Here is a 25,410-nt window from a genome sequence, read left to right on the forward strand (position 1 = left end):
CACTCGGTGCGGATGGCGCTGGTCGTGGGCGTCGTCGTCACCATCGTCGCCCTGCTCCGGCTGCTCGTGCCGACCGCCATCGGCCTGGGCGACCAGGGCGACGCCCACCGGGCCACGTGCCAGCTCGACGTCGCCATGTCGTCCACCTGGACCGAGCGCACGACGCCGGACCGCAGCGCGTCGGCCTTCGTGCCCTTCCGCTGGGAGGACCACCGCTGGTACGGCGAGACGTGTGGCGCCGACGGCACCGGTGAGACCTACCGGACCACCGAGGTCACCCTCCTCCGGGGCGCCGAGCTGCTCACCCCGCTGCTGGGCTTCGACGGCGCGCTGGACCTGCGAGCCCTTGCCGTCCTCTCGTCGGTGGTGCTCGGGGTGCTGTCGGGCGTGGCCTGCCTCGTGCTGCCGGGCCGCCCAGGCGTCCGCGCCGGCATCGTCGCCCTCCTCGTGGCCGTCCTGCTCGACCAGCAGGTCGCCGGCGTGTTCGCGTCGGGCTACAGCGAGCCGGCGGCGCTGCTCGGCCTGTTCGCCGTGGTGCTGGCGGCACTGGCCGTCCTGCGCCGCCGCGAGGCGTCGGCCACCGCGCTCCTGGCCCTGGCCGGCGCCGGGGCGTTCACCGTCCTGGCCAAGACCCAGATGGTGGCGGTCGCCCCCCTCGTGGTCGCCGCGCTGGTGTGGCGCCCCAGCCGGGCCCGCCCGGCCGGCGGGCGGGGGCGCCTCGCCGGGCTCCGGGCCCGGTCTCTCGGGCTGCTGCTGGCCGTCGGCCTCCTTGCGGTGACCGGCTGGTACGTGCAGGCCCAGCCGGCACGGTTCACCGCCCTCAACCGCCACAACCAGATCTTCGCGACCCTGCTCACCCTCGACGACCAGCCCGAGGCCGACCTGCGCTGGTTCGGCCTCGACCCGAAGCTGGCGCGTGCGGCCGGCACCAACATCACCCAGGACCCCGAGGTCACGGGCTCGCTCGCCTACGAGCAGGTGGCGGGGGTGTCCGAGGCCGATGTCGCTCGCTTCTACGCGCTGCACCCCGGTCGCCTGGGCCTGTTGCTGCGGCGGGGCCTCGACGCCGCAGCCTCACCGGACAGCACGAGCTACCTCGGCTCCTACGCCGACACCGCCCACGAGGCGCCCTACGCGCGGGAGAACCGGCTGTGGCTCTCCTCGGCGTTCTTCGAGGTCGCCGACGCCGTGCCCGCGGTGCTGGTGCTGGTGGTCCTCACGTCGCTCGGCGCCTCGATCCTGCTCGTGCGACGCACCGACGACCCGGCGGTCGAGGGCCCCGCCCTGGTCTCGGCGGGCGTGGCGATCGCTGCGGTCCTCGCCTTCGGCGCAGCCGTGTTCGGCGACGGCCTGGTGGAGCTCGGCCGCCACCTGCTCATCGCCGACGTGCTCATCGCCTGGGCCCTGCCGTTGACGGTGGCCGCCGCCCTCGGCGCCCGCAAGGCGCGTCCGGCCCCGGCCGTGCCGCCCGACGTGGCCGCCAAGCGGGGCCTGCCGGTCCCTGCGCCGGACGAGGTCGTCGTCGACGAGCCGGTCGAGGCGGTCCGCCCCCCGGTGCTGGTGCCCGCCAGCGTCGGGGCGTCGACGCTGGCCTGGCCCCCCTCCGCCGTCGAGCGTGACGACCGGGCCCCGAGCCTCGTCGCCGCCCCGCCCGCCGGCGCCGAGGCCGGCGACGGCGGCACGCGCGTCGACGGGCAGGGCGACGGCCCCACCGGGCCCGACGACGACCGGCCGGTCGACTTCGACGCCCTGCTCCGCCAGTTCCTCGACGGCGATCCCGACAGCGATCACCGGGTGCCCAGCTCGCGCGTCGGCATCCTCCGCCGCCGTCGCCGCGCTCGCCAGCGCGCCACCTCGGCCTCCGCAGGTCCGGTCCCGACCCCGTCGGCCACCGTCGTTCCGCCCGCCCCGGACCCCCTGCCCGAGCCGATCCCGGCGCCCACCCTCGAGCCCGAGCCAGAGCCGGACCCCGCGCCTCGACCCGAGCCGACACCGCCTGCGCCCGTCGTCGCGCCCGAGCCGAGCCCGGTCTCCACCCACGAGCCCGAGCCGATGGCCGTCCCGGGCTCGACCCCCGACCCGGAGCCCGTCACCGAGGCCGCCACGGTCCGCGCGCCCGTGCCCGTGTCCGCGGCGACGCCGACGCCGACGCCGACCCCCGCGGGGACCCCGGACCTCGAGCGCGAGCCGAGCCCGGACCCTGCGCCCCGGACGGATCCCGACCCCGCGCCGGTGCCGGAGCAGGGACGCGAACCCGAGCCCGAGGCGGCGCCGGTCTCGACGCCCCCCCGCCGATCCGGCACCGACCCCCGCGGTCGACCCGGACCCGGACCCCGAGCCGGTCCCGGACCCGGTGCCGACCCCGACGCGGCGCGAAGAGGCCGAACCGGTGGCCGCCCCCGCCGCCGCGCCGCGCCCGCGGCCTCGGCGACGGTTGGACCCACCGCCGGCCCCCGCCCCGGCGCGGACGCCGGCGCCCCGCGCCCGACCGGAGCCCACGTCGGCGCCGCGCGTGCCGTCCCGGCCGGCTCCCGAGCCCGAGCCGGCGCCCGAAGCCCTTCCGGCCCCCGACGTCGACTGGCTCAACGCCGACGACGACGCCTTCCTCGCCGCCCTGCGGGCCCGCCGCCCTGCGCCCACCGACCCCCACCATCCCCGCGACCCAGGAGCACGACCATGACCACCCGATCCGCCGAAGAGATCTCCAGCCAGCAGTTCCCCATGGTGCGGCGTGGCTACGACCCCGTCGCCGTGCGGGCCTTCCTCACCGAGCTGGCCGACGACGTGGGGGACCCGCAGCTGGAAGCCGCCGCCGAGCGTGCCGCAGCCGTCGAGGCGGCGGCCGAGGCCGCCGCCGCCGAGCGGCTCGCCCAGGCCGACCGGGAGGTGGGGGCGGCCCAGGCCCGGCTCGCCGAGCTCGAGGCCAAGGCGGCCGCAGCCGAGGCCTCGATCGCCGACGGGGAGCACGAGCGGGCCCGCCTGCGCGGTGGCGGCGAGCAGGAGGCCGCCGCCCTGGTGGCCGATGCCGACTCGCGTGCCGCCGCCCTGCTCGCCGATGCCGAGCAGCAGGCGGAGGCGATCGTCGCCGATGCCAAGGCCGAGGCCGAGGACGTCTACCGGGGCCGGTGGCAGGAGGCGGGCGGCATGGTCACCCGCATCCTCGAGGCTGCCGAGGCCGAGGCCAGCCAGCTGACCGAGAACGCCGAGGCCGTGGCCGTCGACATCCGCAACAGCCTCCAGGCCGAGGTGACCCGCATCCGCGCCGAGGCCGAGCGCAACGCCGCCGAGGTCCGGGCCCGGGCCGAGGAGTTCGCCGACGCCCGCCTGGCCAGCGCCGAGTCCGAGCGCGAGCAGGCGCTGGAGTCGCTGGCCGCCGCCAAGGCCGAGTCCGAGCGGGTGGAGGCCGAGGGCGTGGCCCGCGCCGCCTTCGCCCTGCGGCGCGCCGAGGACGCGGTCAAGGCCCACGTGTCGGAGCAGCTGTCGGCGGCCCGCCAGGAGATGGCGCGGCTGCGCGGCGACGAGGTCGAGATCACCGCCCGCCTGTCCCGCGTCCACGAGCTGGTGGCCACCTCCCTCGAGGTGACCGCGTCGACCCCCGAGCCCGCGGTGGCCCAGCCGGAGGCGTTCCTCCTGCGGCTCGCCGACCAGGACGAGGAGGCCGACGACGACCGGGACCCCGACGTCGATGCCGTCGTGGAGCCCGACCAGCGGGACGACGACCGTCCGTCGCGCTCGACGGCGTGGCCCGCCTGAGGAGTTCGCTCAGACCCGCTCGGCCAACCAGCGGCCGAGGTCGGCGCCCCGCTGGGCGGGCGACCAGAGGTAGCCCTGGCCGAGCGTGCAGCCCAGGGCGGCCAGGCGCGGCGGCTGCGACGGATCGTCGATCCCCTCGGCCACCAGGACCAGCCCGAGGCGGCGGCACACCAGGCCGAGCCCCTCGATGAGGGCCTCGGCCGGCGGGGCGGGCAGGTGGGCGACCACCCGTCGGTCGACCTTGAGCTCGTCGACCCGGTGGTCGACCAGGGCGTCGATGGCGCCCAGGCCCGTGCCGAAGTCGTCGAAGGAGATCCGGAAGCCGGCGGCCCGCAGGCCGTCGATGGCGGCCCGGGCGCCGCCGATGCCGGCCAGGCGGGCCGTCTCGGTGATCTCGAGGCACACCGTGCGACGGGCCCGGCCCGGCCCGCTGGCCCGGTCCCAGGTTTCCTCCAGGTCGGCGACGACGTCGGGGTGCCCGAGCTCCTGCGGAGACAAGTTGATGGCGAGGTGGAGGCGGCGGGCGGGATCGATGTCGTCGAGCTGCTCGAGGGCGGTGGCCAGCACCCGGGGCCCCAGGCCCTGGACCAGGCCGAAGTGCTCGGCCAGGTCCATGAACTGCTGGGGGTGGACCGGACCGTGCACCGGGTGGTTCCACCGCAGCAGCGCCTCGGTGCCCACGACCGAGCCATCGACGAGCTGGACCTGGGGCTGGTGGACGACCTCGAACGCGTCGGCTCCCAGCGACGACGCCAGGTCCCGGCGGATGGCGGCGGCCCGGCCGACGTGGGGCCCCCAGTGCACCGGGCCGCGGACGCCGAGGTCGCGGGCGAGGGTGCAGCACGCGCCGGCCTGGTCGACGAGGTCGGCCAGCCGGTCGCCGGGCTGGCCCTCGGCCACGCCGAGCAGGGCATCGAGGGCGTGGGCCCGGGCCCCGAGGCGGGCCGGCGCGGCCAGCAGCTCGGCCAGGTGGCGAGCCGCCGTCGGCCCGTCCTCGTCGAGGTCGACGACCGGCACGACCACGAGCAGGCGCGTCCCGGCGTCGCGGGCCGCGACCCAGCCGGCGGGGAGCGGCGCCAGCCGGGCGGCCACCTGGCGCAGGGCGTCGTCGGCGGCCCGCTGGCCGAGCTCGGCGGCGATCCGGGGCAAGCCGTCGAGCTCCGCCACGACCACCGCGAGGGACCGGGACCCCCAGGCGGGGGCCAGGTCGTCGAGCCGACGCTGGTTGGCCAGCCCGGTGAGCGGGTCGAGCCGGGACAGCTCGGTGACGGCGGCCAGCTGGCGGCGGAGGGCGGCCGCGCTGCCGACGGCGGTGGTCACCCGCGGGCCGGGTTGCCCGAGCCGGCCGCCTGGTGGGCGCGCGGCGCCGGGGCCGACCCGACCTCCGGGCACGGCTGGCCGCACTCGGCGCACGGCTCGAGCTCGTCGGCCGGGCGACCCCGGCGGGCGGCGGCCGGGCGGGAGCAGTCGGGCAGGTGCCGGGGCGTGGTGGCGGCGGCGTAGGCCTTGCGCAGGCGGGTGCGGGCCCGGTAGCTGCGGGCGGCCGCGGCGCCGGCGGTGGTGCCCAGCCACCCGCTCAGGTCGTGGGGCGTCCAGCCGTCGACCTCGGTGGCCCACAGGATGTCCTGGTCCTGGCGGCTGAGCCCGGCGAGGACGTCGTTGGTGGGGCCCTCGGGCAGGTCGATCTCCAGCGGCGGGGCGGCCTCGGCGAGGTGCCGGTGCAGCTCGAGGTCGTCCATCGGCTGCTCGTGGCGGGTGCGGGTGGCGTAGAGCCGTGCCGCGAGGCGGCGGATGGCCACCGCGACGTAGTGGTCGTAGCGCTCCGACGGGCCGTGGCCGTTCGAGAGGGCGCGCAGGGTGTTCTCGACGGCCACCGCGACGAGGTCCTCGGCGTCGCTGCGGCTCGATGCCACCGACAGCGCCACGCCCAGGGCGAAGCGGCGGTGGCGCTCGAACAGCTCGCCGTAGGCCTGGGCGTCGCCCACGCGCGATCGTGCCAGCAGCTCGCTCTCGGTCAGCGCCCGCAGGCCCTGCCGATCGCGCTGGTGGTTGGTCTCCCGACCGTGCATCTCCCTGTGCCCCTCCTCGTGCGACGACGCGGGAAGGGACGGGGCCGTCGGCCGATGACGACGGTCAGCTGAGTGATCTCACCTCAAGGATCACCCTTGGGGTGAGGAGCGGGCGGCTACTCCTGCCAGCCGACGGCGCACCAGGTGCGGTGCCCGCAGCTGGGGCAGCGCATCCAGTGGCCGTGCTTGCGACCGGGGATCCAGGCGGAGCCGGTGAGCCAGCGCAGCCCGAGGTCGCTGAGGTTGATGCGCGACCGCGCCTCGCAGGACGAGCAGGTCACCACCACGGTCCCCGGCTGGCGGGGACCGCTCGAGAACAGCGTCGCGCCCGTCGCGCGGGGTGCCCGAGCGGATGGTGTCGCGCGCCGCGCTGACCGGCGTCTCGAACAGGGCGCGCCGGCCCTGGGGGTCGAGCGAGCGCCGGCGGCCCGAGGCCTTGCGGCCGGCGGGGGCGCGATCGACCGGCTCCGAGCCGGGCTCGGGCTCGCTCACGTCCGCTTGGCCTTGCGGGCCAGGAGCTGGGCGGCGAGGTCGCGGTAGGCCTCGGCGCTGCGCGAGCGGGGAGCGTGGGTGAGCACCGAGCGCCCCTTGGCCGGGGCCTCGGCCACCTTCACGGACTTGGGCACGAACGGCTCGAGCACGGCCACCCCGTACTCGCGGCGGACCTGCTCCACCACCTGGTGGGCCAGCTTGGTGCGGCCGTCGAAGAGGGTGGCGATCGCGCCGCGGACCTGGAGGTCCTCGTTGGTGTAGTCCCGGACGTCCTCGATGGTGTCGAGCAGCTGGCCCACCCCGCGCTGGCTGAGCGACTCGCACTGCAGCGGGATGACCACCTCGTCGGCGGCGGTGAGGCCGTTGATGGTCAGGATGCCGAGCGACGGCGGGCAGTCGATGAGCACCCGGTCGTAGTCGTCGACCACCTTGGCCAGCGCCTTGCGGAGCACGTACTCCCGCCCGGTCTTGGTCAGCAGGTGGAGCTCGGCGCCGGCGAGGTCGATGGTGGACGGCAGGAGGTGCAGGGTGCCGGTCCGACCGGCCTTGCCGTCGACCTCCAGCGGGGCCGGCGGCTCGAGGACGTGGAGCACGTCGGTGACCTTGGCCCGCTTGAGCAGCACGTCGTGGATGGACGCCTCGAGCGCATCGGGGTCGACGCCGCACGCCCAGGTCAGCGAGGCCTGGGGGTCGAGGTCGACCAGCAGGATGCGCTTGCCCCGCTCGGCCATGCCGACGCCGAGGGCGTGCACGGTGGTGGTCTTGGCCACCCCGCCCTTCTGGTTGGCGACCGCCACCGTCGTCATGGGACCGAGCATGCCACCTCCGGCGACCCGGCAGTACGGTCGCCCGCGACCCACCACCCGAGGAGCACGAACATGGCCCACGACGAGCTGGTCGCCCACCTGCTGGAGCACGCCGTGAGGCGCGGGGACTTCGTGCTGAAGTCGGGCAAGGCCACCACCTGGTTCATCGACGCCAAGCAGACGACGTGCCGGCCCGAGGGCATGCTCCTCGTGGCCGAGGCGGCCCTGGCGGCGCTGCCCGACGACGTCACCGCGGTGGGCGGCCTGACCATGGGGGCCGACGCCGCCGCCTTCGCCATCGCCGCGGTCGCCGCCACCCGGGGCCGCCGGCTGCGGGCCTTCAGCGTCCGCAAGGAGGTCAAGGACCACGGTGGCGGCGGGCGCATCGCCGGGGCCCTCGAGCCCGGCGACCGGGTGGCGATCACCGAGGACGCGGTGACCCGCGGCGTGTCGATGCTGGAGGCGGCCGACGCGGTCATCGAGGCCGGCGCCGAGCCCGTGCTCCTGCTGCCGGTGGTCGACCGGGGCGGCACCGTGACGGCGATGGCCGCCGAGCGGGGCATCCCCGTCCTGGCGCTGGTCACGGCGCCCGACCTCGGCTTCCCGTACGAGGGCCCGTCATGATGGGAGCGGTTCCGACTCTGGATGTTCGTCCCGACTTTTCGGACGAGTCGGGCGAACGTCCAGCCCAGCGTCGCCGGTGTCCGCCCGTGCCGTCGACCGCGTCGAGCAGTGGAAAGAGCCCCCCATGTCTCCCCGCCGTGCCAACCTCGCCGCCGTCCCCGCTCCCGAGGCCGAGGACGACCCGTCCGACGTCCTCCTGACCCCCGGTGAGGTGGCGCTCCTCTTCCGGGTGACGCCCAAGACCGTCACGCGCTGGGCGGAGGCGGGCAAGCTCCCGGCCATCCGCACCCTCGGCGGTCACCGTCGCTTCCGGGTGGCCGACGTCGACCGGGTCCGCGCCGAGGTCGCCTCCCGCCTGCGGCCCGCCCTCCGGTGACGGCGAAGGGGTTGGGGCGCCTCCCAGGGTGAGGACTACCGTCGATCCCATGGTCTCGCCCACTGCAGCCTTCTCCGTGTCCGTCCGCGTGCGGTTCGACAACCAGCCCGGCGTGCTCGGTCGGCTGGCCGCCGCCATCGGCGACGTGGGTGGCAACATCGTGGCGTTCGAGGGCTTCGAGGCCCGGGACGAGTACCTCGACGAGGACCTCATCGTGAACTGCACCTCCGAGGCGCACATCACCGAGGTCGCCGACGCCATCCGCAACCTGGAGGGCGTCGAGGTGCTCCAGGTGAGCGACCGGACCTTCGACATGCACCAGGGCGGCAAGATCGAGGTCCTCGCCCGCATGGACGTCAAGGACCGCGACGACCTGTCGATGGCCTACACGCCGGGCGTGGCCCGGGTCTGCACGGCCATCGAGGAGCAGCCGGCGCTGGTCCACGAGCTGACCATCAAGAAGAACACCGTGGCCATCGTCACCGACGGCACCGCCGTGCTGGGCCTCGGCGACATCGGGCCGGAGGCGGCGCTGCCGGTCATGGAGGGCAAGGCCCTCCTGTTCAAGAACTTCGCCGGCGTCGACGGCTTCCCGATCTGCGTCGACGTGCCGCGGGACGCCTCGGTGCAGGAGCGCATCGACATCATCGTCGAGACCGTGCAGCGCATCGCCCCGGTCTTCGGCGGCATCAACCTCGAGGACATCGCCGCCCCGGCCTGCTTCGAGGTCGAGGACCGGCTGCGGGCCTCGCTCGACATCCCGGTCTTCCACGACGACCAGCACGGCACCGCGGTCGTCACCCTGGCCGCCCTCGAGAACTCGCTCAAGATCGTCGGCAAGTCCTTCGCGGACGTCCGGGTGGTCATCGCCGGGGCCGGCGCCGCCGGCGTGGCGATCGCCAAGATCCTCATGAACGCCGGAGTCGGCAACGTGGTGGCCACCGACCGCAAGGGCGCCATCCACAAGGGCCGCACCGACCTCAACGACGTCAAGAAGGTGTTCGCCGAGATCACCAACCCGGAGGGCATCAGCGGCTCGCTGAGCGACGTGCTCCCCGGCGCCGACGTGTTCATCGGCGTGAGCGCCCCGGACCTCATCGGCCAGGACGACCTCCGCAAGATGGCGTCGGACCCGATCGTCTTCGCCATGTCGAACCCGAACCCGGAGATCCGGCCCGAGCTGGCCCGGGACCTGGTCGCCGTGATGGCCACGGGTCGCAGCGACTACCCGAACCAGATCAACAACGTGCTGGCCTTCCCGGGCATCTTCCGCGGTGCGCTCGACGCCGGTGCCACCGACATCACCGAGCACATGAAGGTCGCGGCCGCCAACGCCATCGCCTCGGCGGTGTCGCCGGAGGAGCTGCGTCCGGGCTTCATCATCCCCTCGGTGTTCGACACCCGGGTGGCCGAGCTGGTCGCCACCGCCGTCGCCGAGGCCGCGGTGGTCGACGGCGTCTGCCGGTGAGGTCGACGCCGCCCCGGGCGGTCACGTTCGACTTCTGGAACACGCTCATCCGGGCCGACGACGCCGGGGTGCGCGACCGCCGGCTCGCCGCCTGGCTCGGCCTGCTGGCCGGCGAGGGCTACGAGGTCGACCAGGCGGCCATCGCCGAGGCCATGGCCCACGCCGGGCGCCGCTTCGACGACGGCTGGCTCAACAACCGGATCTACGTCGCCCACGAGGCCGTGGCCGACATGGTCGAGCACCTCGGCATCGACGCGCCGCCGGACCTGCGGGCCCAGCTGCTGGCCTCGATCACCGATCCCGACCCGGCCCACGACCCCCAGCCCGCCCCCGGCGTGGGCGACGCCCTCGAAGCCCTGCGCTTGGCCGACATCCGCATCGGGATCATCTGCGACGTCGGCCTGGCGCCGTCGAGCACCCTGCGGCGCTACCTCGCCACCCACGGCCTGCTCGATGCGTTCGACCACGTGTCGTTCAGCGACGAGGTGGGCGTGTTCAAGCCCGACCCGGCCATCTTCCGCCACGCCCTCGCCGGCCTGGGCGGGATCGACCCGGCCGACGCGGCCCACATCGGCGACCTGCGCCGCACCGACGTCGCGGGCGCCCTGGCGATGGGCATCTACGCCATCCGCTACACGGGGGTCTACGACGACCCGGGCTCGGTCGAGGCGGGCACCGACGGCATCGAGGGCGATGCCGTGGTCGACGACTACGCCGACCTGCCCGCCGTGCTGGCCCTGGCGTGAGCCCCGAAGGCGCCGCCCCGCCGGTGGTCGGCGCGGTGGCCCCGGGGTTCGAGGCGGTGGCGGAGGCCCTGGGTCGCGAGGTCGCCGGCCAGGGCGGCGGTGGCGCCCAGCTCGCCGTGCGCCACCACGGCCAGTGGGTGCTCGACGTGGCGGCCGGGTCGCTGGGCCCCGACTCGCTGGTGCACACGTGGAGCGCCGTGAAGCCGGTGACCGCCACGGCCCTGCTGCTGCTGGTGGCGCGGGAGCAGGTGGCGCTCGACACCCCGGTCCGCGACGTGTGGCCCGAGCTGCGCGCCGCGGGGGACGGTCGGCTCCGGGTGCGCCACGTGCTGGCCCACGGCGCCGGCCTGGCGCGTGCCGAGCCCGGGCACCTTCGAGCTGCTGCTCGACGGGCCCGCTGCCGAGGCCGGGCTGGCCGCCGCCGAGCCCGACTGGCCGCCCGGGACGGCCGTCGGCGAGCACGCTTGCACCTACGGCCACCTCGTCGGCGGCCTGGTGCGGCGCCTCGACGGCCGTTCGATCGGCCGGGTCATCGCCGACGACCTCGCCCGGCCGCTGGGCCTCGACGTGCACGTCGGCGTCGGGACGGCCGACCTGGCCCGCTGCGTCGACCTCGGGCTGCCCGAGCGCTGGTGGGCCGAGCGGCGGGCTCGGGACGGCGGGGCCGGCGTGGTGCCGGCGGGCGACGTCGCCATCGTCAACACCAAGCGCTGGCGGCGGGCCGAGGTCGCGGCCGTCAACGGCCACGCCACCGCGCGGGGCCTGGCGGGGTTCTGGGCCGCGCTGCTCGATGGCGCCCTGCCCGACGGCGTCGACGTGGTGGGCCAGCGGGGCCGCGACCTCGTGCTGGGCGAGGACGTCGCGTGGACCCTCGGGAGCGCCCAGGTCGAGCACCGCCTCGGCAGCCTCGAGGTGGGGATGGGCGGGCTCGGCGGGCAGTACGGCTGCGCCCGGCCGGACGACGGCCTGGCCTACGCGTTCCTCACCACCGAGATGGGCACCTTCGATCGCCTGGAGCGGATCGAGGCGGTCCTCTACGGGTGCTGCGGGGTGGCGCCGGCCTGACCGGACCCGTCAGGTGGCGGTGGAGGTGTCGCCGAGCACGCCGCCCTCGGCCAGCCAGTTCGCCGCCCGGTGGCGCTCCAGCACCGTGGAGGTGAGCAGGCGCAGCGCGGCCGGCTCGGCCGCCGAGATGGCGCCGTCGCCCACGGCGAGGTCGCCGTCGACGAGGCGGAGGCCGGCGGGGTCGAGCGGGAGGTCCTCGGCGGCGGCGAGGGCCACGAGGTCGATCGCCTCCGGCCTCCGCACCAGCTCGCGCACCCGCCAGTGGACGGTGGCGAGGGCCCTGCGCAGCTCGTCGAGCTCGGCCGACGGCCGCAGCCGGGCGGAGGCGAGCACCGCGATGGTGCGGGTCGCATCGGGGAAGCCGACGGCGCGGATCAGCTCGCCGGGGTCGACCAGGCGATCGACCTCGGGCAGCGGGAGCAGCGACAGGGCCCAGGCCAGGACGGCGGCCGCCTCGACCGACCAGCTGCCGTCGATCACCGCCTCGGCGGTGACGTCGCCGCCGGGTGCCTGGAGGAGCTGCACCTCGGCCGGCTCCAGCTCGGCGTCGATCCCGACGGCGGCGCACCAGGCCAGCACGGCGGCGCGGACGCCCGGGTCGTGGTGGCCGTCGCGCTCGCTGAGCGAGCGCGCCGACACGGCGACGAGGGCCAGGAGGCGGGCGACCACCCGGCCCAGCGAGGGGCCGGTCCGGTCGGGGTCGCCGTGGTCGGGCGCGGCGGCGGGCCCGCCCTCGGCCGGTGCCGTCGCCCCGCCGTCGAGGGGCGCCGCGGCCGGGCGTGCGGCCTCCGGGCCCGTGGCCCACACGCTGCCGTCCGGGCCGCGGAGCTCGGCGAGGTCCGGGGCCACCGAGAAGCCCTCGACCCAACCGGCGACCACGCTCGCGAGGTCCCACATCCCGGCGAGGGTGGCGTCGTCGGGGACGCCCTCGGGCACGAGCGACACCGCGACCTGCAGCTCCGGGACGAGGTCCACGGCGGTGCCCAGGCCCGGGCCCTCGAGGGCCCCGCTGCGGAGGGCCTCGGCGAGCTGGCGCCGCTCCTGCTCGCCGGCCACGCCCGTGAGCGACGGGGTGCCGATCTCGATGGCCACGAGGTGCGTGGAGCCGGGCGGCAGCGGCGACACCACGAGGGCGCGACCGGAGCGCCGGGAGACCGAGGCCTCGGGGAGGTGCTCGAGGAGCCGGTCGGCCACCAGGTCGACGCCGCCGGTCCGTCCGAAGACCCTCACCGACGCGTCCGCCATCGCTGCACCCCCCCCGCTCCGCTCGTTCCGACCGCTGGACCTTACCGGCGGTCGACGGGTGCGGCGTCAGCTGGCTCGGCTCCCGTGGTTGTCCCCGTGCGCCCCGATCCCGGGGCCGAGACGGAGGAGCGTCGTGGGGCGAGCAGCACGGGTGGGGGCGGTGGGTGCGTGCTTCGAGGAGCGGCGGGGGGACCTCTTGCGCTACGCCCGCTCCCGGGTGGGACCGGCGGCGGCCGAGGACGTGGTGGCCGAGGCGGTGGCCGCCACCCTGGCCGCCATCGACCGCGGCGCCGGACCACGGGAGCGGGTCGACCGGTACCTCTTCGTGGCGGTCAAGCACGGCTGCCACGTGGCCATCCGCCGCCGGGTGCGGGAGCGGGAGCTGCTGGCGGCGCAGCGTGCGGCGGCCCGCATCGGCGCCGACGCCGATGGCCATCCGACGTCGTCGGCCGAGGTGCTCGAGCTGCTCGAGGGCCGCCAGCAGCAGGTGCTCGCGCTGCGGGCGCTCGAGGGCTGGTCGCGCGACGAGGTGGCCGACCACCTCGGGATCTCGCCGGACGCGGTCTCGGCCATCACCTACCGGGCTCGGACCCGCTTGCGCTCGCTGGGCGTGGCGTCGTGAGCGGCCGGTCCGGAGGTCCCTAGCCTGGGCCCATGAGCCCCCAGATCGCCACCACCACCCGCGTCGAGCTCCCGGAGCTGCTCGCCTTCGTGGCCGAGCGGCACCACGTGGTGCTGCTCACCCAGCGGGCCGACGGCTCCCCGCAGCTGTCGCCGGTCACCGCCGGCGTCGACGACGGGGCCATCGTCATCGCCACGTACCCCGAGCGGGCCAAGGCCGTGAACCTCCGCCGCAACGCCACCGCCAGCGTGCTGGTCCTCTCCGACGAGTGGAACGGCGCCTGGGTGCAGGTCGACGGGGAGGCCGAGGTCATCGACCTCCCGGACTCGGTGGAGCCGCTGGTGGGCTACTTCCGCAGCATCGCCGGCGAGCACTCGGACTGGGACGAGTACCGCGAGGCCATGGTCCGCCAGGGCAAGTCGCTCATCCGGGTCACGCCCACCCGGTGGGGACCGGTCGCCACCGGCGGCTTCCCCGCCCGCCTGGCCTGAGCGGACCTGCCAGGATCGCCGTGTGGATCAAGGCGCCCGGTGACCGGCCCGTCGCTCCGCGACCAGTTGCTCGCGGCGGCCGAGGACCTGTTCGCCCAGCGCGGCATCGACGGCGTGAGCCTGCGCGAGATCAACGCCGCCGCCGGGGCGCGCAACGCCAGCGCGCTCCAGTACCACTTCGGTGATCGGGCGGGCCTGCTGCGCGCCGTCCTCGCCAAGCACCGCCCCACCGTCGAGGCCCGGCGCCACGCCCTGCTCGACCAGTACGACGCCGAGGGCCGCCCGGACCTGCGGGGCCTCGCCGGTGCGCTGGTCCGGCCGCTGGCCGCCACCCTCGCCGACCCCGGGGGCCCGGGCTACCTGCAGGTGTCGAGCGACCTGGCCAACCGGCCCCGGCCGGCCATCGACCCCGCCAACCTGGAGGACCCCACCGACTCGCTGTTCCGGTGGCGGGCCACCGTCGAGCCGCTGCTGTCGGCCGAGGCGCTGGTTCGGCACCGGCGCTTCGTCGCCATCCGCTTCACCCTGGCCGAGCTGGCCCGGCGCACGCGGGACCGCCGCCGACCGGACGACCAGCTGTTCACCAGCGACCTGGTGGACCTGGTGACCGGCCTCCTCGCGGCGCCGGTGTCGTCGGAGACCAACCGCATCGCCGAGGCCCGGCCGCCGTCGAGCCCCCGGTAGACGCCTTCCATACCTCAGGGTATGGTCGGCTCGTGACCGACCTCGACATCGATCCGCTCGACCTCGTCCTCCCCGAGCGCTACGGCCTCGGCGCCTTCCCCCACGAGGCGTGGGCCCGCCTCCGCGCCGAGGACCCGGTGCACTGGTGCGAGCCGGAGGGCTACCGCCCGTTCTGGGCGATCACCAAGCACGCCGACATCAAGGCGGTGTCCTCGCAGCCGGAGCTGTTCTCGTCGGTGCCGCGCCTCGCCCTCCAGCCCATCGCCTACGAGGAGAAGATGTTGGAGGTGTTCCCGGACGCCGCCGACCAGGGCGGCCAGCCGCTGCGGATGCTGGTGACCATGGACCCGCCCGACCACCGGGCCTATCGCAACCTGGCGGGGCCCTACTTCCGGCCGCGTGTGCTGAAGGCCCTCGAGGACCGCGTGGCCGAGGTGACCACGCTGCTGCTCGACCGCTACGCCGGCACCGACGTCGAGCTCGACTTCGTCACCGACGTCGCCTCGCTGCACCCCCTCCGGATGATCTGCGAGATCCTCGGGGTGGCGCGGGCCGACGAGCACGTCATCCTCCAGCTCACCAACGAGCTGTTCGCCGCCGAGGACCCCGAGTTCGCCCGCGACGACAAGCTGGCGATCATCCCGGACCTCTTCGACTTCTTCTTCGAGCTGGTGGAGGAGAAGCGGGCCGCCCCCGGCGAGGACCTGGCATCAGTGCTGGCCAACGGGGAGATCGACGGGCAGCCGCTGCCCCACGTCGAGCTGCTGAGCTACTTCGTGCTGGTGGCCACCGCCGGCCACGACACCACCCGCAACGCCCTCAGCGGCGGCCTGCAGGCCCTCATCGACCACCCCGAGGAGCTGGCCAAGCTCCGGGCCGACCCGTCCCTGGCGAAGTCGGCGGCCGACGAGCTGGTGCGCTGGACCAGCCCGGTCATCCACTTCATCCGCACCGCCACGGCCGACACCGAGCTCGGGGGCAAGCAGATCCGGGCCGGCGACAACCTGTGCCTCTACTACCCGTCGGCCAACCGCGACGAGGCCGTGTTCGACGACCCGTTCGCGTTCCGCGTCGACCGCGACCCCAACCCGCACCTCGGCTTCGGGGTGGGCGAGCACTTCTGCCTCGGCGCCAGCCTGGCCCGCATGGAGCTGCGCACGTTCCTCGAGGCGTTCGCGTCCCGCATCGGATCGGTGGAGCTGGCCGGCGAGCCGCTGCGCACCCACGCCAGCTTCGTCGGGGGCTACAAGCACCTGCCCATCCGGTGGACGCTCACCTGACGCCACCGATCCCGGCGGTGGGGTAAACCGCTCGGGCCGCACCGGCGAGTGTGCGCCGTGACGAGCGCGTGGAAGGCAGCAGACCGGATGGCAGGTGAGGCCCCGTTGCGGGTGGTGGGCCGGGGCGAGGTCGGCTTCGACGACCTCTACCGGCAGGAGTGGTCCGGCCTGGTGGCCCTCGGCTGGTCGCTGACCGGGAGCTGGGTGGCGGCCGAGGAGCTCGCCCAGGACGCCTTCGCCGACGCCTACCGCCGCTGGGACGAGGTCGGCCGCTTGGAGCGGCCGGGCGCCTGGGTGCGGCGGGCCGTGGTCAACCGGGCGGCGTCCCTGCACCGCCACCGCGCCGTCGAGCGCCGCGGGCTGGCCCGCCTCGACGCGAGGGCCGGCTCCGAGGCCGACGCCGCCGGCGCCGATCGCACCGGCGAGCGAGCCGCCGACCGGGTGGACGACCCCGCCTTCTGGGCCGCCGTGCGGGCGCTGCCCGAGCGCCAGGCCGCCTGCGTGGCGCTGCACTACCTGGAGGACCGCTCCGTGGCCGAGATCGCCGAGGTCCTCGGCTGCCGGGCCGGCACCGTCAAGGTCCACCTCCACCGCGGCCGCCAGGCCCTGGCTCGGCAGCTGGCCGCCCTGGCCGACGCCCCCGACCCCCGAACGACCCCCGACCACCGGGAGGAGCAGCGATGAGCGAGCGCGACCTGGACCAGGAGCTCCTGCGGGGGCTCGACGAGCGGGCGGCCCGCGCCGCCACCGACCTGCGGACCCGTGCCGCGGCCCGCCCGGCGCCGGCCTTCGACCCGGAGCGCCCGGTGGCGCTGGCCGCCCCGCAACCGGTGGGTGACCGCACCGGCCTCGGCCCCCGTCGGTTCCTCGCCGCTGCGGCGGTGCTGGCCCTGGTGGCCGGCGCCGTCGGCTGGTGGGCCGTCGGTCGCAACGACGACGGCGCGGACCGCACGACGAAGACCGTCGACGCGCTGCAGCCCTACGTGGCCACCGACCTCCCCGACGGTGTGGTGCTCGGCGGGGCGTACCACCTCGACGGCTCCACCGGCGGGGCCGGCGGCGGCCAGGGCGCCGGCCTGCCGATGGCCTTCTACGGCCCCACCGACGACGACCCCGAGGTGGGCGTGGTCTCCGCCGAGGACCTGGGCCAGGACGAGCGGGAGCTGGGCGCCCCGATCGGCCTGCCCGACGGCCGCACGGCCCGACCCCTGGACGTCGCCTACCTGGGTTCGCGCTCGCTGCTGGTGACCGGGGGGGAGCGGGCCGCCGGTGGCGTTGACCACCCGCACCCGCTCCCAGGCGGAGCTGCTCGACCTGGCCGCCGGCGCGGCGGTGCGCGACGGGAGGGCGACCATCGCCGCCGATGCCCTGCCCGACGGGTGGCGGCTGCTGGTGAGCGAGCCGGACCTGGTCTCCGCCATCAGCCCGCTCGGTGCGGTCCGCGGCAGCCTCGACACCCAGCAGTACGGCGCCTTCTACGCCGACTCGTCCGGTCCCGACGGAGCCATGGTCCGCACCGTCAGCGTCACGGCCGTCCCCGGCGACGCGGCCCGCCTCGCGGTGGCCAAGGTGCTCTTCGCCGACGTCCACGACGTCGAGGTCGACGGCCACGTCGGCCTGACCGGGACCCTGTCGGCCGGTGGTGACGCCGGTGGCGACCTGCGGGTGGTCGCCTGGTCCCCGACGCCGGGCACCCTCGTCCGGGTGACGGGCACGGCGCTCGACGAGGCCGAGCTGGTGCGGGTGGCCCGGTCCGTCCGGCCGGCCGGCCGGGCCGACTTCGCCGAGCTGGAGCGCAAGACCAGCCTCGGCGACCTCGAGCCCGCCGACGGCAGCAGCGGCGGGAGCGGCGAAGGCGGCGAGGTCCTGCCCGAGCTCGGTCGGGGCACCTTCGCCGACGGCAGCGAGTGGGTGCTGCGGGCCGGCGGGGTCGAGGACGGCACGCCGACCTCGACCGCCCTCTCGGTCTCGCTGGCCGATGGCTCCGGCCCTGCCTCCGGGAGCGGCAGCTCCGGCAGCGGCGGCGACGCCTCGGGCCCCTTCGACGCCGAAGCCCTCCGATCGGCCGAGGTGGTCGACCAGGGCGGGCGGCGGTTCGGCTCCGGCCTGGTGGGCGACGCCGTGGCGAAGGTCGAGCTGCGCCGGGCCGACGGCTCCGTGGCCGGCACCGCGCAGCTGGTCGAGGGGTCGGGGGTGAAGGCCTGGGTGGCCGAGCTGACTGAGGTCCCCACCGTCGTGGTCGCCCTCGACGCCTCCGGCAAGGAGCTCGGCTCCCAGCGGATCACCGCCAGCGGCGACGGCGGCTACGACTTCGAGTCCCAGGGCGCGGAGGTCCCCACCGGCAACTGAGGGTCAGGCGCCGAGGTCGGCCACGAGGAGGGCCACGACCTGGTCGAGGGGGAGGGTGGTGTCGACGACGCGGGTGGCGTGGCGGCGCATCAGCGGCTCGACCTCCTGCAGCTCGGCCAGGACCCGGGCCCGCTGGTCGGGGTCGCGGCCGTAGGGGTTGGTGGTGCGGGTGCGGAGGCGCTCGTCGATGGTGGCCGCCGGCGCGGTGAGCACCACCACGTGGTCGAAGCGGTCGAGGAAGCGGCCCTGGTTCTCGACGGCGCCCGCCACCACCAGCGGCCCGGCCCGCTCGGCGGCCAGGAGGGCGGCCATGCGGGGCTCGTCCCAGAGCCAGTCGGGCTGCACCTCGGCGAGCGCAGCCGGGCCGTGCGGTGGCGGCCCGGCGGGCGGCACCCGCCACCCGTCCTCGTCGGTGTCGATCGCCTCGATGCCGAGCTGGCGCAGGGCGACGATGGCGCTCGACTTCCCGGTGCCCGACACCCCGGTCAGCAGCATCCGGGCCACGGCGTCAGGTCGGCAGCGCCGCGAGGAGCCAGCGCTGGTACTCGTCGAACAGGGTGGCCAGGCGGTCGCGATCGACGTGGTCCTCCAGCTGCTGGGAGCCCACGAGGATGGCGACGCCGATGCGGGCGAGGGTGCGAGACCGTGCTGCGGGCAGGCCGAGCTCGCGGAACGACGCGCCGAGCAGGTCCTCGCGCTCCTCGTCGACGGCGCGCTGGGCCTTGGCCGCCACCGGGTCGGTGCGGGCCCACGCCCGGATGGCGGACTCGGCCTCGTGCTCGATGCCGACGGCCAGGTGCTTGAGCACGTCGATGCGGGCGAGGGGCCCGGGGACCGACGCCACCTGGGCCCGGAGCTGGTCGGCCCGCTCGCCGGCCCAGTGGTCGAGCAGGGCCGCTTGGTAGTCGGGCCCGCTGGAGAAGTGGTGGTAGAAGCTGCCCTTGGTCACCTGGAGGCGGTCGCACAGGTTGGCGATGGTGGTGGCGCCCACCCCGCCCTCGGCCAGCAGCTCGAGCCCGGCCTCGAAGTAGTCGGACCTCGTCCGTCGCTCCACGTCGCTCCCTCGCGCCGGCCGGTCGGCCTTGTGGCGCACCATACCCATCGGTACGGTCGCGGGTGGACGCCCTCGAGCACGAGGCGACCCGCCGATGGAGGAACCCCGTGAGCATCGACACCCCCGCCGCCCCCGAGACCGAGCTGGAGGGCGAGCCCGCCCCGGAGGGCTCGCAGGCGGCCGACGTCGCCCCCGAGGCCGACGGCCTGGCGGCCACCATCGCCGGCCTGCGCGCCACGTTCGACTCGGGTCGCACCCGCGATCTCGCGTGGCGGCGCCGCCAGCTCCAGGGCGTGATCGACCTGCTGCAGCAGAACGAGCAGCAGCTCGTGGCGGCCATGGCCGTCGACGTGGGCAAGCCGGCGTTCGACGCCTGGCTCACCGACCTCCTGACCACGCGGGACGAGGCGGCCTACGCCCTCGAGCACCTCGACGAGTGGGCCGAGCCCACCAAGTACAAGGTGCCGGTGGTGGCCCAGCCCGGCACGGCGTGGACCCAGCCCCAGCCGCTGGGCGTGGTGCTGGTGATCGCCCCGTGGAACTACCCGGTGCAGCTGCTGCTCTCCCCGCTGGTGGGCGCGCTGGCGGCCGGCAACGCCGCCCTGCTCAAGCCGTCGGAGCTGGCGCCGGCCACCTCCGCCGCCATCGCTGCCCTGGTGCCGAAGTACCTGGACCCGGACGCCGTCGCGGTGGTCGAGGGCGGGGTCGACGTCACCACCGAGCTGCTGGCCGAGCCGTGGGACCACATCCTCTTCACCGGCAGCACCCGGGTGGGCAAGGTGGTCATGGCCGCCGCGGCCAAGCACCTCACGCCGGTCACCCTGGAGCTGGGCGGCAAGAGCCCCACCATCGTGGCGGCCGACGCCGACCTCAAGGTGGCGGCCAAGCGGGTGGCGTGGGCCAAGTACCTCAACGCCGGCCAGACCTGCATCGCCCCGGACTACGTGCTCGTGGAGCGCTCGGTCGAGGACCGGTTCACCAAGCTGCTGGTCGACGAGCTGGGCGCGCTGCGCGACGGCGCCGAGCCGGCGTCGATCGTCAACGGCGACCACGTGGCTCGGCTCGAGGGCCTGCTCGACGGCCACGGCGGCGAGGAGCTGCTGCCCCGCCGCACCGACGCCGCCGCTCGCACCGTCGATCCCGTCGTCGTCCGCGAGCCCGATCCCGCGTCACCGCTCATGACCGAGGAGATCTTCGGGCCGCTGCTGCCGATCCTGGCGGTCGACTCCGTCGACGACGCCATCGCCTTCGTGCAGGCCCGGCCGCGGCCGCTGGCGCTCTACCTGTTCAGCTCGTCGCGCGACACCGAGCGCCAGGTGCTCGAGCGGACCATCGCCGGCTCCGTCTGCGTGAACCACCTCGTGTACCAGTGCGCCGTGTCGTCGCTGCCCTTCGGCGGCGTGGGCCCCAGCGGCATCGGCGGGTACCACGGCAAGGCCGGCTTCGACACGTTCAGCCACCACAAGTCGGTGCTGCGCCGCCCCACCAAGGGCGACCTGAGCCTCATGTACCCGCCGTACTCCAAGACGGTGCAGAAGGCCCTGCGCCTGCTGACCCGCTGGCCCAAGCAGGCCTGAGCGGCCGCCGCCCGGATCAGCGGGTGGTGCGGCGGGTCCCCTTGGTGAAGTCCAGGGCGAGGGTGGCGCCGCCGAGCTCGGCCCGGTAGGTCCCGTCGTCGAAGTCGGCCTGGGCGAAGGGAGCGTCCCAGCGGAGGCCGTCCGGGTGGAGGTCCTGCGCCTTGCCGTCGACGGTGAGCGGCGCCAGCCCGGCGTCGGTGCCCTTCGGCGTCCACCCGAAGGTGAGCTCGCCCTGGCTCGGTGACCGATAGGTCACGGTGGCGCCGGTGCCGTCCCCGCCCGATGGGCACGTCTCGCGGGTCGGGCAGGCGTAGCGGGACCGGACCTCCGGCTTGCTCGCGGTGATGGCCGCGACGAAGGCGTCGAAGCTGTCGTAGTCCTCGGCCTGGGCCACCTCGGTGATCCACACGTCGTCGGCGCCGCCCTTCGCCACCAGGTCGAACGGCTCGGTGAGGCCGCGGGTGAACTCGTCGGCGGCGTAGCGGCGCCACTCCGTGGGCCGGGCCGACCAGAGGGCGACGTAGCCGTCGCCCTTGCGGCCGATGGTCCACCCGTCGCGCTGCACCACCTGGTCGAAGTGCTCGGTGGGGAAGAAGGCGTGGGTCTCGTCGAGGTAGGTGAAGGCGTAGGCCCCGGTGCCGACCCCGCTCCCGCCCTCGTACTGCGGCGCGTAGATGCTGATCGAGACGTTCTCGTGCTGGGCCGAGCGGGGGATCGCGCCGTCGCCGGTCCAGTAGCCCTCGTTGGCGTTGGGATCGTCCTTGCTGGGCACGTCGTCGCGCGGGTGGGTGGTGAACACCAGGGCGTCGGGGTCGAGGGTGGCCTGCCAGACGTGGTCCTGCTCGCCGCGCTGGCCGGGCCGCCAGTCCTGCGCGGTGGAGAGCATGACGGCGGGGGAGCGCCAGGTGTAGGTGTCGACCTGGGTGAGCAGGCCGGGGTTCACCTGCGTGGCCAGCGAGGAGGCCAGGGTGCGGATGGTCGGGTCGTCGGCGGTCTCGACGACCGAGGCGAGGTCGGCGGCCTGCTTGAAGTTGGTGGTCTCGAAGAGGTCGTAGCGCTTCACGGTGGCCGCCGAGGTCGGCGCCACCTGCCAGGGGAACTGGGCACCGAGGCCCCACCAGGCCATCAGCCCCTCCTCACCCTCGAAGGTCAGGCCGTACGGCGCCTTCACGTCGGGGTCGATGGGCGCGTGCGGGTCGAGCGGCAGGCTCGACTTCGTCCGGAACACCGTGGTGGCCTTGGACGCCGCGATCTTCCGCGCCACCTCCGGCGGGCGGTACCGCTCGGCGGTGGCGAGCAGGGTGGCGCTGTCGGCCTTGTCGTAGGGCACGGGCGTCTGGTCGAAGGCCAGCTTGGCCACCGAGAACGTGTCCTCGTCCCGGCCGTTGAGCTTGTCCTTCTGGTACGACCGGCCGTGGGTGGACCCGAAGGTGCCCTTCTGGACGTGGCCGGCCAGCTCGACGAACAGCACGTCGAGCGTCATCGACGCGAGGCGGGCGATCTCGGGGTCGTCCGCGAACTCGGCCAGCAGCAGCACGCCGACCATGTCCTCGTTCCAGTAGACGTTCGACAGCCACTCGCTGAAGCCGAAGCGGGCCCGCCACGAGAACCAGGTGCGCAACCGCTCCTCGGCGTGGGCCACGTGCTCCTTGCCGGTCATGCCGCTGTTGCCGAAGACGTCGTCGGGGAACGCCTGGCCGGCCACGTACTCGTTGGCCAGGTAGATGATCTGGTGGTTCTCGGTCCAGTAGTACTGGCTGTCGATCACGCCCTTCGGCGTGGGCTCGGTCCACCAGTACTTGAAGGCCAGGATCCGCTCCTTCACCGCCTCGGCCAGCCCGGGGTCGAGGTCGTCCCGGTCGCGCAGGTAGAGGGTGATGAGGCGGTTGACGTCGAAGTCGCCGGTGTCGGCGTAGGACTTCAGCTTGGTGAAGATGTCGGCGAAGGACGAGGCCTTGGCGGCCGAGAGGTCCGGGGTGCGGCCGGCCCGGCGATCGGCCTCGGCGTGGGCGAGCAGCGACTGCGGGTCGCCGGGGTCCAGCGGGTCGGCGGTGGCGAACGCCAGGTAGTCGTCCTGGCGGGCGCGCCACTGGTCGGCCGGGACCAGCCCCGCGACCTCCGACGCCGGCAGCTTCGGTGCTGCGCCCGTGCCGGCGGCCTTCGTCGTCGTGGTGGCGGCCGAGCCGTCGCTGCTGCTGCCCCCCCGTGCAGGCGGTGGCCCCCACGGCGAGGGCCATGGCCATCGCCACCCCGATGCTGCGTCGCACGGCGATCAGGCGTGGTTGCCGGTGAGGGCGTCGAGGACCGGGGCGTAGAGCTGGGCGCGGATGCCGCCCAGGTTGGGCCCGGCCTTGCCGGCAGCAGCCTGGGCGTAGGCCACGGCATCGGCGAGCACCGAGGCCTCGTCGGCGAGCCCGTGGACGATCCCGGCCTCCAGGGCTTCGGCGCCGTCGTAGCGACGGCCGGTGACCATGGCCTCGCGGGCGGTGGCGGCCGGGACCATGGCGGGGATCAGCGCGTTCATGCCGGCGGTGAACGGCATCCCGAGGTCGACCTCCGGCAGGCACCAGTAGCCGCGGTCGGCCCGCATGAACCGCCGGTCGTGGGCGATGGCCAGCATGGCCCCGGCGGCGAAGGTGTGGCCGTTGCAGGCGGCGACGGTGACGCAGGGCAGGTGCAGGATCCGGGCGTAGAGCCGGTGCACGCGGTCGAGGTACGAGAGCATCTCGCCGGGGTTGGCGCCCAACCAGTCGAGGTCGAGCCCGTTCGAGAAGAACTTGCCGGTCCCGGTGGTCACCAGCGCCTTCGGGCCCTCGGCCTCCTCCACGGTGGCCAGGGCGTCGTTGAAGGCGTGGAGGAAGTCCGGCGACAGCCGGTTCTCCTCGGCATCCATCCGCAGCACGAAGACGTCACCGTCGCGCTCGAGCTCGATCATCGTTCGCTCCCCAGGTCGGCTGGCGACGGCTCGCGCCCCCGCTCGGCGCCAAGGTAGCGGGTGGTCCTGTGGCGCAATCCCGACGAAGCGGACTTCTTCGCTCGCGCCCTTGCCACCTGCTGCCTTCGGTGCCTCGATGGACCCGGCGGCGGCGCCAGACGACGACGGATCTGGAGGCTCTGGCGATGGAACAGCGAACGGTTCGCAGGATGGCCTGCGTCCTGGGCCTCCTGGGCTTCGGGCTCGGCGCTCTCGTGCTCCCGTTGGTGGTGATGGTCCCCGACACCTGGGGCGAGGACATCCGCGCGGCGGCGCGTGACGAGGTCCTCGCTCCTGGGGCGGGACGGTCGACGCACCACCTTGCTTCGGTGCTCGCCGACATCTGGCTGCGAGCCGGGGCCCTGGCGACGACCGTCCTCCTGGGCATCGTCCTCCTCTTGCGCCTTCGAGCGCGGGTGGGCGCGCTGCCGGTGGTGGCCGTGGCGTTGACGGGCGTCGCCTGGCCGGCACCTACGCGACCATCGCCTTCGGGCTCTCCTGGCAGTGGACCCCGCGGCCGGGAGTCGGGGTGTTGGTGTCGGGCCTCGCAGCGGGGGTGCTCGTGGCCGGTGAGCTCTGGGGCGCTCGCCGGAGGGTGCCTGTGGACGAGTAGCGGGTGGTCGGTTCAGGAGGGCTGGTGGAGCTCGACGCGGTGGGTGGCGGCGGGGTCGGTGGTGGCGAGGAGGCGCTCGGCTTCGGCGGTGGCCTGGCGGGCGGCGGCGTCGTTCCAGGCGGTGAACGGGTGGAGGGTGATCGAGGCGGCCCTGGCGGTCCGCTCGAGCCGCCAGCGGCCGGCCACCACGCCGTCGACCAGGACGGTCGGGTGGATGATCCCGTTGTCGGTGAAGATCCGGGCTCGGTGCTCGTCGGAGATCACCCGGGTCCGATCCGCGTGGGAGAGCAGCAGGTTGTCCCACTCGGGGACCAGGCGCACCGGCGCCTCGGTGGCCGCTGGCGGGCGGGGGGCCTCGGGGAGGTCGAACAGCTCGCGGCCCCGTTCGTCGGTGAAGGTGGCCAGCTGGGGTCGGAGGTGGGCGAGCACGGGGCCCAGGCGGGTGAGGCCGCACCACGTCTGGACGTCCATGGCGGTGGCCGGGCCGAACGCGGCCAGGTAGCGGAGCACGAAGGCGTCGAGGTCGGGCTCGGCGGTGGGCGCTCGGCCCAGCCACGCCTCGGTGGTGGTGAAGGCCGCCGGGCCCGCGGTGCGCCACAGGCCCCGGGGCGGGGGCTGGACCGTCGGCGTGAGGAAGCGGGCGGCGTGGGCCAGGGCGGTGGGCTCGATGCCGGGCCAGCGCTCGGCCAGCAGCGCACCCAGCGCCTGCACGGTCCGCGGCGCCTCGGCCAGGAGCGAGGCGCCTGCGGCGACGATCTCGGGCAGCTGGTCGGCCACCGCTTCGAGGCGCCGGCGGTTGGGCTGGCCGCCGATGAACCGCTCGGCCAAGGGCCGCAGGACCGGCTGCCAGGCCAGCACGTCCTCGGCGGTGTGCAGGTGGATGGTGTTGCGGAGCGTGGTGGCCCGCACCAGCGCCCGGTCGGCCAGCAGGGACGACGTCGCCTCCGGGTCGAAGCCGTCGATGCGGGCCGCCAGGCCGAGGTAGGGCGGCGCCGGGGCCTGCGACTGCAGGCCGCCCAACCGCCGGACCACGTCGACCGGGTCGTGCGCGGCGCGCTCCAGCAGCAGCTGCCGGGCCAGCAGCGCCCGGTTCAGGGCTCGGGGGGAGAGCGCCTCGACCAT

The 25,410-nt window shown here is 75.2% G+C and carries 22 protein-coding genes and 1 pseudogene; 13 read left to right on the top strand and 10 right to left on the bottom strand.

Annotated elements, in window-relative coordinates; genetic code table 11:
• The first annotated feature begins 12 nt into the window (after positions 1–12).
• The gene (locus KSP35_RS16510) at positions 13–3,753 is read left to right on the top strand and encodes a DivIVA domain-containing protein (protein ID WP_254127238.1); all 3,741 of its coding nucleotides are present in this window, start codon (positions 13–15) and stop codon (positions 3,751–3,753) included.
• Between the two features lie 9 nt (positions 3,754–3,762).
• Here KSP35_RS16510 and KSP35_RS16515 read toward each other — a convergent pair whose 3' ends face one another.
• From KSP35_RS16515 to KSP35_RS16530, 4 genes are all read right to left on the bottom strand, one after another.
• Positions 3,763–5,073, bottom strand: coding sequence for a GGDEF domain-containing protein (locus KSP35_RS16515; protein WP_216996910.1), 1,311 nt, complete (start codon positions 5,071–5,073; stop codon positions 3,763–3,765).
• A complete protein-coding gene (locus KSP35_RS16520; protein WP_216996911.1) occupies positions 5,070–5,822 on the bottom strand; it encodes an RNA polymerase sigma factor in 753 nt (250 codons plus the stop codon). The genes KSP35_RS16515 and KSP35_RS16520 overlap by 4 nt, the downstream gene beginning before the upstream one ends.
• Before the next feature lie 116 nt (positions 5,823–5,938).
• On the bottom strand, positions 5,939–6,103 hold the full coding sequence (locus tag KSP35_RS16525; RefSeq protein WP_216996912.1) for a hypothetical protein: 165 nt from the start codon (positions 6,101–6,103) through the stop codon (positions 5,939–5,941).
• Between the two features lie 207 nt (positions 6,104–6,310).
• Complete coding sequence (locus tag KSP35_RS16530; protein WP_216996913.1) at positions 6,311–7,120, bottom strand: ParA family protein; 810 nt, start codon at positions 7,118–7,120, stop codon at positions 6,311–6,313.
• A 72-nt stretch (positions 7,121–7,192) separates the two neighbouring features.
• On the opposite strand from KSP35_RS16530, the gene pyrE reads away from it, so the two are divergent.
• From pyrE to KSP35_RS24640, 5 genes and pseudogenes are all read left to right on the top strand, one after another.
• Positions 7,193–7,744, top strand: a complete 552-nt coding sequence (pyrE, locus tag KSP35_RS16535; RefSeq protein WP_216996914.1) for an orotate phosphoribosyltransferase — start codon at positions 7,193–7,195, stop codon at positions 7,742–7,744.
• A 124-nt stretch (positions 7,745–7,868) separates the two neighbouring features.
• On the top strand, positions 7,869–8,120 hold the full coding sequence (locus KSP35_RS16540; RefSeq protein WP_216996915.1) for a BldC family transcriptional regulator: 252 nt from the start codon (positions 7,869–7,871) through the stop codon (positions 8,118–8,120).
• 49 nt (positions 8,121–8,169) lie between these two features.
• Positions 8,170–9,588 carry an NAD-dependent malic enzyme gene (locus KSP35_RS16545; RefSeq protein WP_216996916.1) on the top strand — a complete coding sequence of 473 codons (1,419 nt, stop codon included), beginning with the start codon at positions 8,170–8,172 and terminating at the stop codon, positions 9,586–9,588.
• Positions 9,585–10,334 (top strand): HAD family hydrolase, encoded by a 750-nt coding sequence (locus KSP35_RS16550; RefSeq protein WP_216996917.1) that lies wholly within the window; start codon positions 9,585–9,587, stop codon positions 10,332–10,334. The genes KSP35_RS16545 and KSP35_RS16550 overlap by 4 nt, the downstream gene beginning before the upstream one ends.
• A gap of 137 nt (positions 10,335–10,471) precedes the next feature.
• Positions 10,472–11,399 (top strand): annotated as a pseudogene (locus tag KSP35_RS24640) (serine hydrolase domain-containing protein).
• A gap of 9 nt (positions 11,400–11,408) precedes the next feature.
• Here KSP35_RS24640 and KSP35_RS16560 read toward each other — a convergent pair.
• Complete coding sequence (locus KSP35_RS16560) at positions 11,409–12,629, bottom strand: DUF4272 domain-containing protein (protein WP_216996918.1); 1,221 nt, start codon at positions 12,627–12,629, stop codon at positions 11,409–11,411.
• 148 nt (positions 12,630–12,777) lie between these two features.
• On the opposite strand from KSP35_RS16560, the gene KSP35_RS16565 reads away from it, so the two are divergent.
• The 6 genes from KSP35_RS16565 to KSP35_RS16590 all read left to right on the top strand — a co-directional run bounded on the left by KSP35_RS16565 (position 12,778) and on the right by KSP35_RS16590 (position 18,070).
• A complete protein-coding gene (locus tag KSP35_RS16565; protein ID WP_216996919.1) occupies positions 12,778–13,266 on the top strand; it encodes a sigma-70 family RNA polymerase sigma factor in 489 nt (162 codons plus the stop codon).
• 32 nt (positions 13,267–13,298) lie between these two features.
• Positions 13,299–13,757, top strand: coding sequence for a PPOX class F420-dependent oxidoreductase (locus KSP35_RS16570; RefSeq protein WP_216996920.1), 459 nt, complete (start codon positions 13,299–13,301; stop codon positions 13,755–13,757).
• A gap of 39 nt (positions 13,758–13,796) precedes the next feature.
• Positions 13,797–14,441 carry a TetR/AcrR family transcriptional regulator gene (locus KSP35_RS16575; RefSeq protein ID WP_216996921.1) on the top strand — a complete coding sequence of 215 codons (645 nt, stop codon included), beginning with the start codon at positions 13,797–13,799 and terminating at the stop codon, positions 14,439–14,441.
• Positions 14,442–14,473: 32 nt separating this feature from the next.
• On the top strand, positions 14,474–15,721 hold the full coding sequence (locus KSP35_RS16580; protein WP_216996922.1) for a cytochrome P450: 1,248 nt from the start codon (positions 14,474–14,476) through the stop codon (positions 15,719–15,721).
• Between the two features lie 87 nt (positions 15,722–15,808).
• Complete coding sequence (locus tag KSP35_RS16585) at positions 15,809–16,405, top strand: RNA polymerase sigma factor (RefSeq protein ID WP_216996923.1); 597 nt, start codon at positions 15,809–15,811, stop codon at positions 16,403–16,405.
• Between the two features lie 585 nt (positions 16,406–16,990).
• Complete coding sequence (locus tag KSP35_RS16590) at positions 16,991–18,070, top strand: hypothetical protein (RefSeq protein WP_216996924.1); 1,080 nt, start codon at positions 16,991–16,993, stop codon at positions 18,068–18,070.
• A 3-nt stretch (positions 18,071–18,073) separates the two neighbouring features.
• Here the strand turns inward: KSP35_RS16590 and KSP35_RS16595 are convergent, their stop codons facing one another.
• Positions 18,074–18,565, bottom strand: coding sequence for an AAA family ATPase (locus KSP35_RS16595; RefSeq protein ID WP_216996925.1), 492 nt, complete (start codon positions 18,563–18,565; stop codon positions 18,074–18,076).
• Positions 18,566–18,578: 13 nt separating this feature from the next.
• Positions 18,579–19,172 carry a TetR/AcrR family transcriptional regulator gene (locus KSP35_RS16600; protein WP_216996926.1) on the bottom strand — a complete coding sequence of 198 codons (594 nt, stop codon included), beginning with the start codon at positions 19,170–19,172 and terminating at the stop codon, positions 18,579–18,581.
• Between the two features lie 59 nt (positions 19,173–19,231).
• On the opposite strand from KSP35_RS16600, the gene KSP35_RS16605 reads away from it, so the two are divergent.
• Positions 19,232–20,701 (top strand): aldehyde dehydrogenase family protein, encoded by a 1,470-nt coding sequence (locus tag KSP35_RS16605; RefSeq protein ID WP_216996927.1) that lies wholly within the window; start codon positions 19,232–19,234, stop codon positions 20,699–20,701.
• Positions 20,702–20,717: 16 nt separating this feature from the next.
• Here the strand turns inward: KSP35_RS16605 and KSP35_RS16610 are convergent, their stop codons facing one another.
• The 3 genes from KSP35_RS16610 to KSP35_RS16620 form a co-directional block, all read right to left on the bottom strand.
• Positions 20,718–22,526 (bottom strand): hypothetical protein, encoded by a 1,809-nt coding sequence (locus KSP35_RS16610; RefSeq protein ID WP_216996928.1) that lies wholly within the window; start codon positions 22,524–22,526, stop codon positions 20,718–20,720.
• Positions 22,527–22,973: 447 nt separating this feature from the next.
• Positions 22,974–23,636, bottom strand: a complete 663-nt coding sequence (locus KSP35_RS16615; RefSeq protein WP_216996929.1) for an enoyl-CoA hydratase/isomerase family protein — start codon at positions 23,634–23,636, stop codon at positions 22,974–22,976.
• A gap of 664 nt (positions 23,637–24,300) precedes the next feature.
• Positions 24,301–25,410 (bottom strand): winged helix DNA-binding domain-containing protein, encoded by a 1,110-nt coding sequence (locus KSP35_RS16620; RefSeq protein ID WP_216996930.1) that lies wholly within the window; start codon positions 25,408–25,410, stop codon positions 24,301–24,303.

Source organism: Aquihabitans sp. G128 (assembly GCF_019048865.1).
GTDB lineage: Bacteria > Actinomycetota > Acidimicrobiia > Acidimicrobiales > Iamiaceae > Aquihabitans.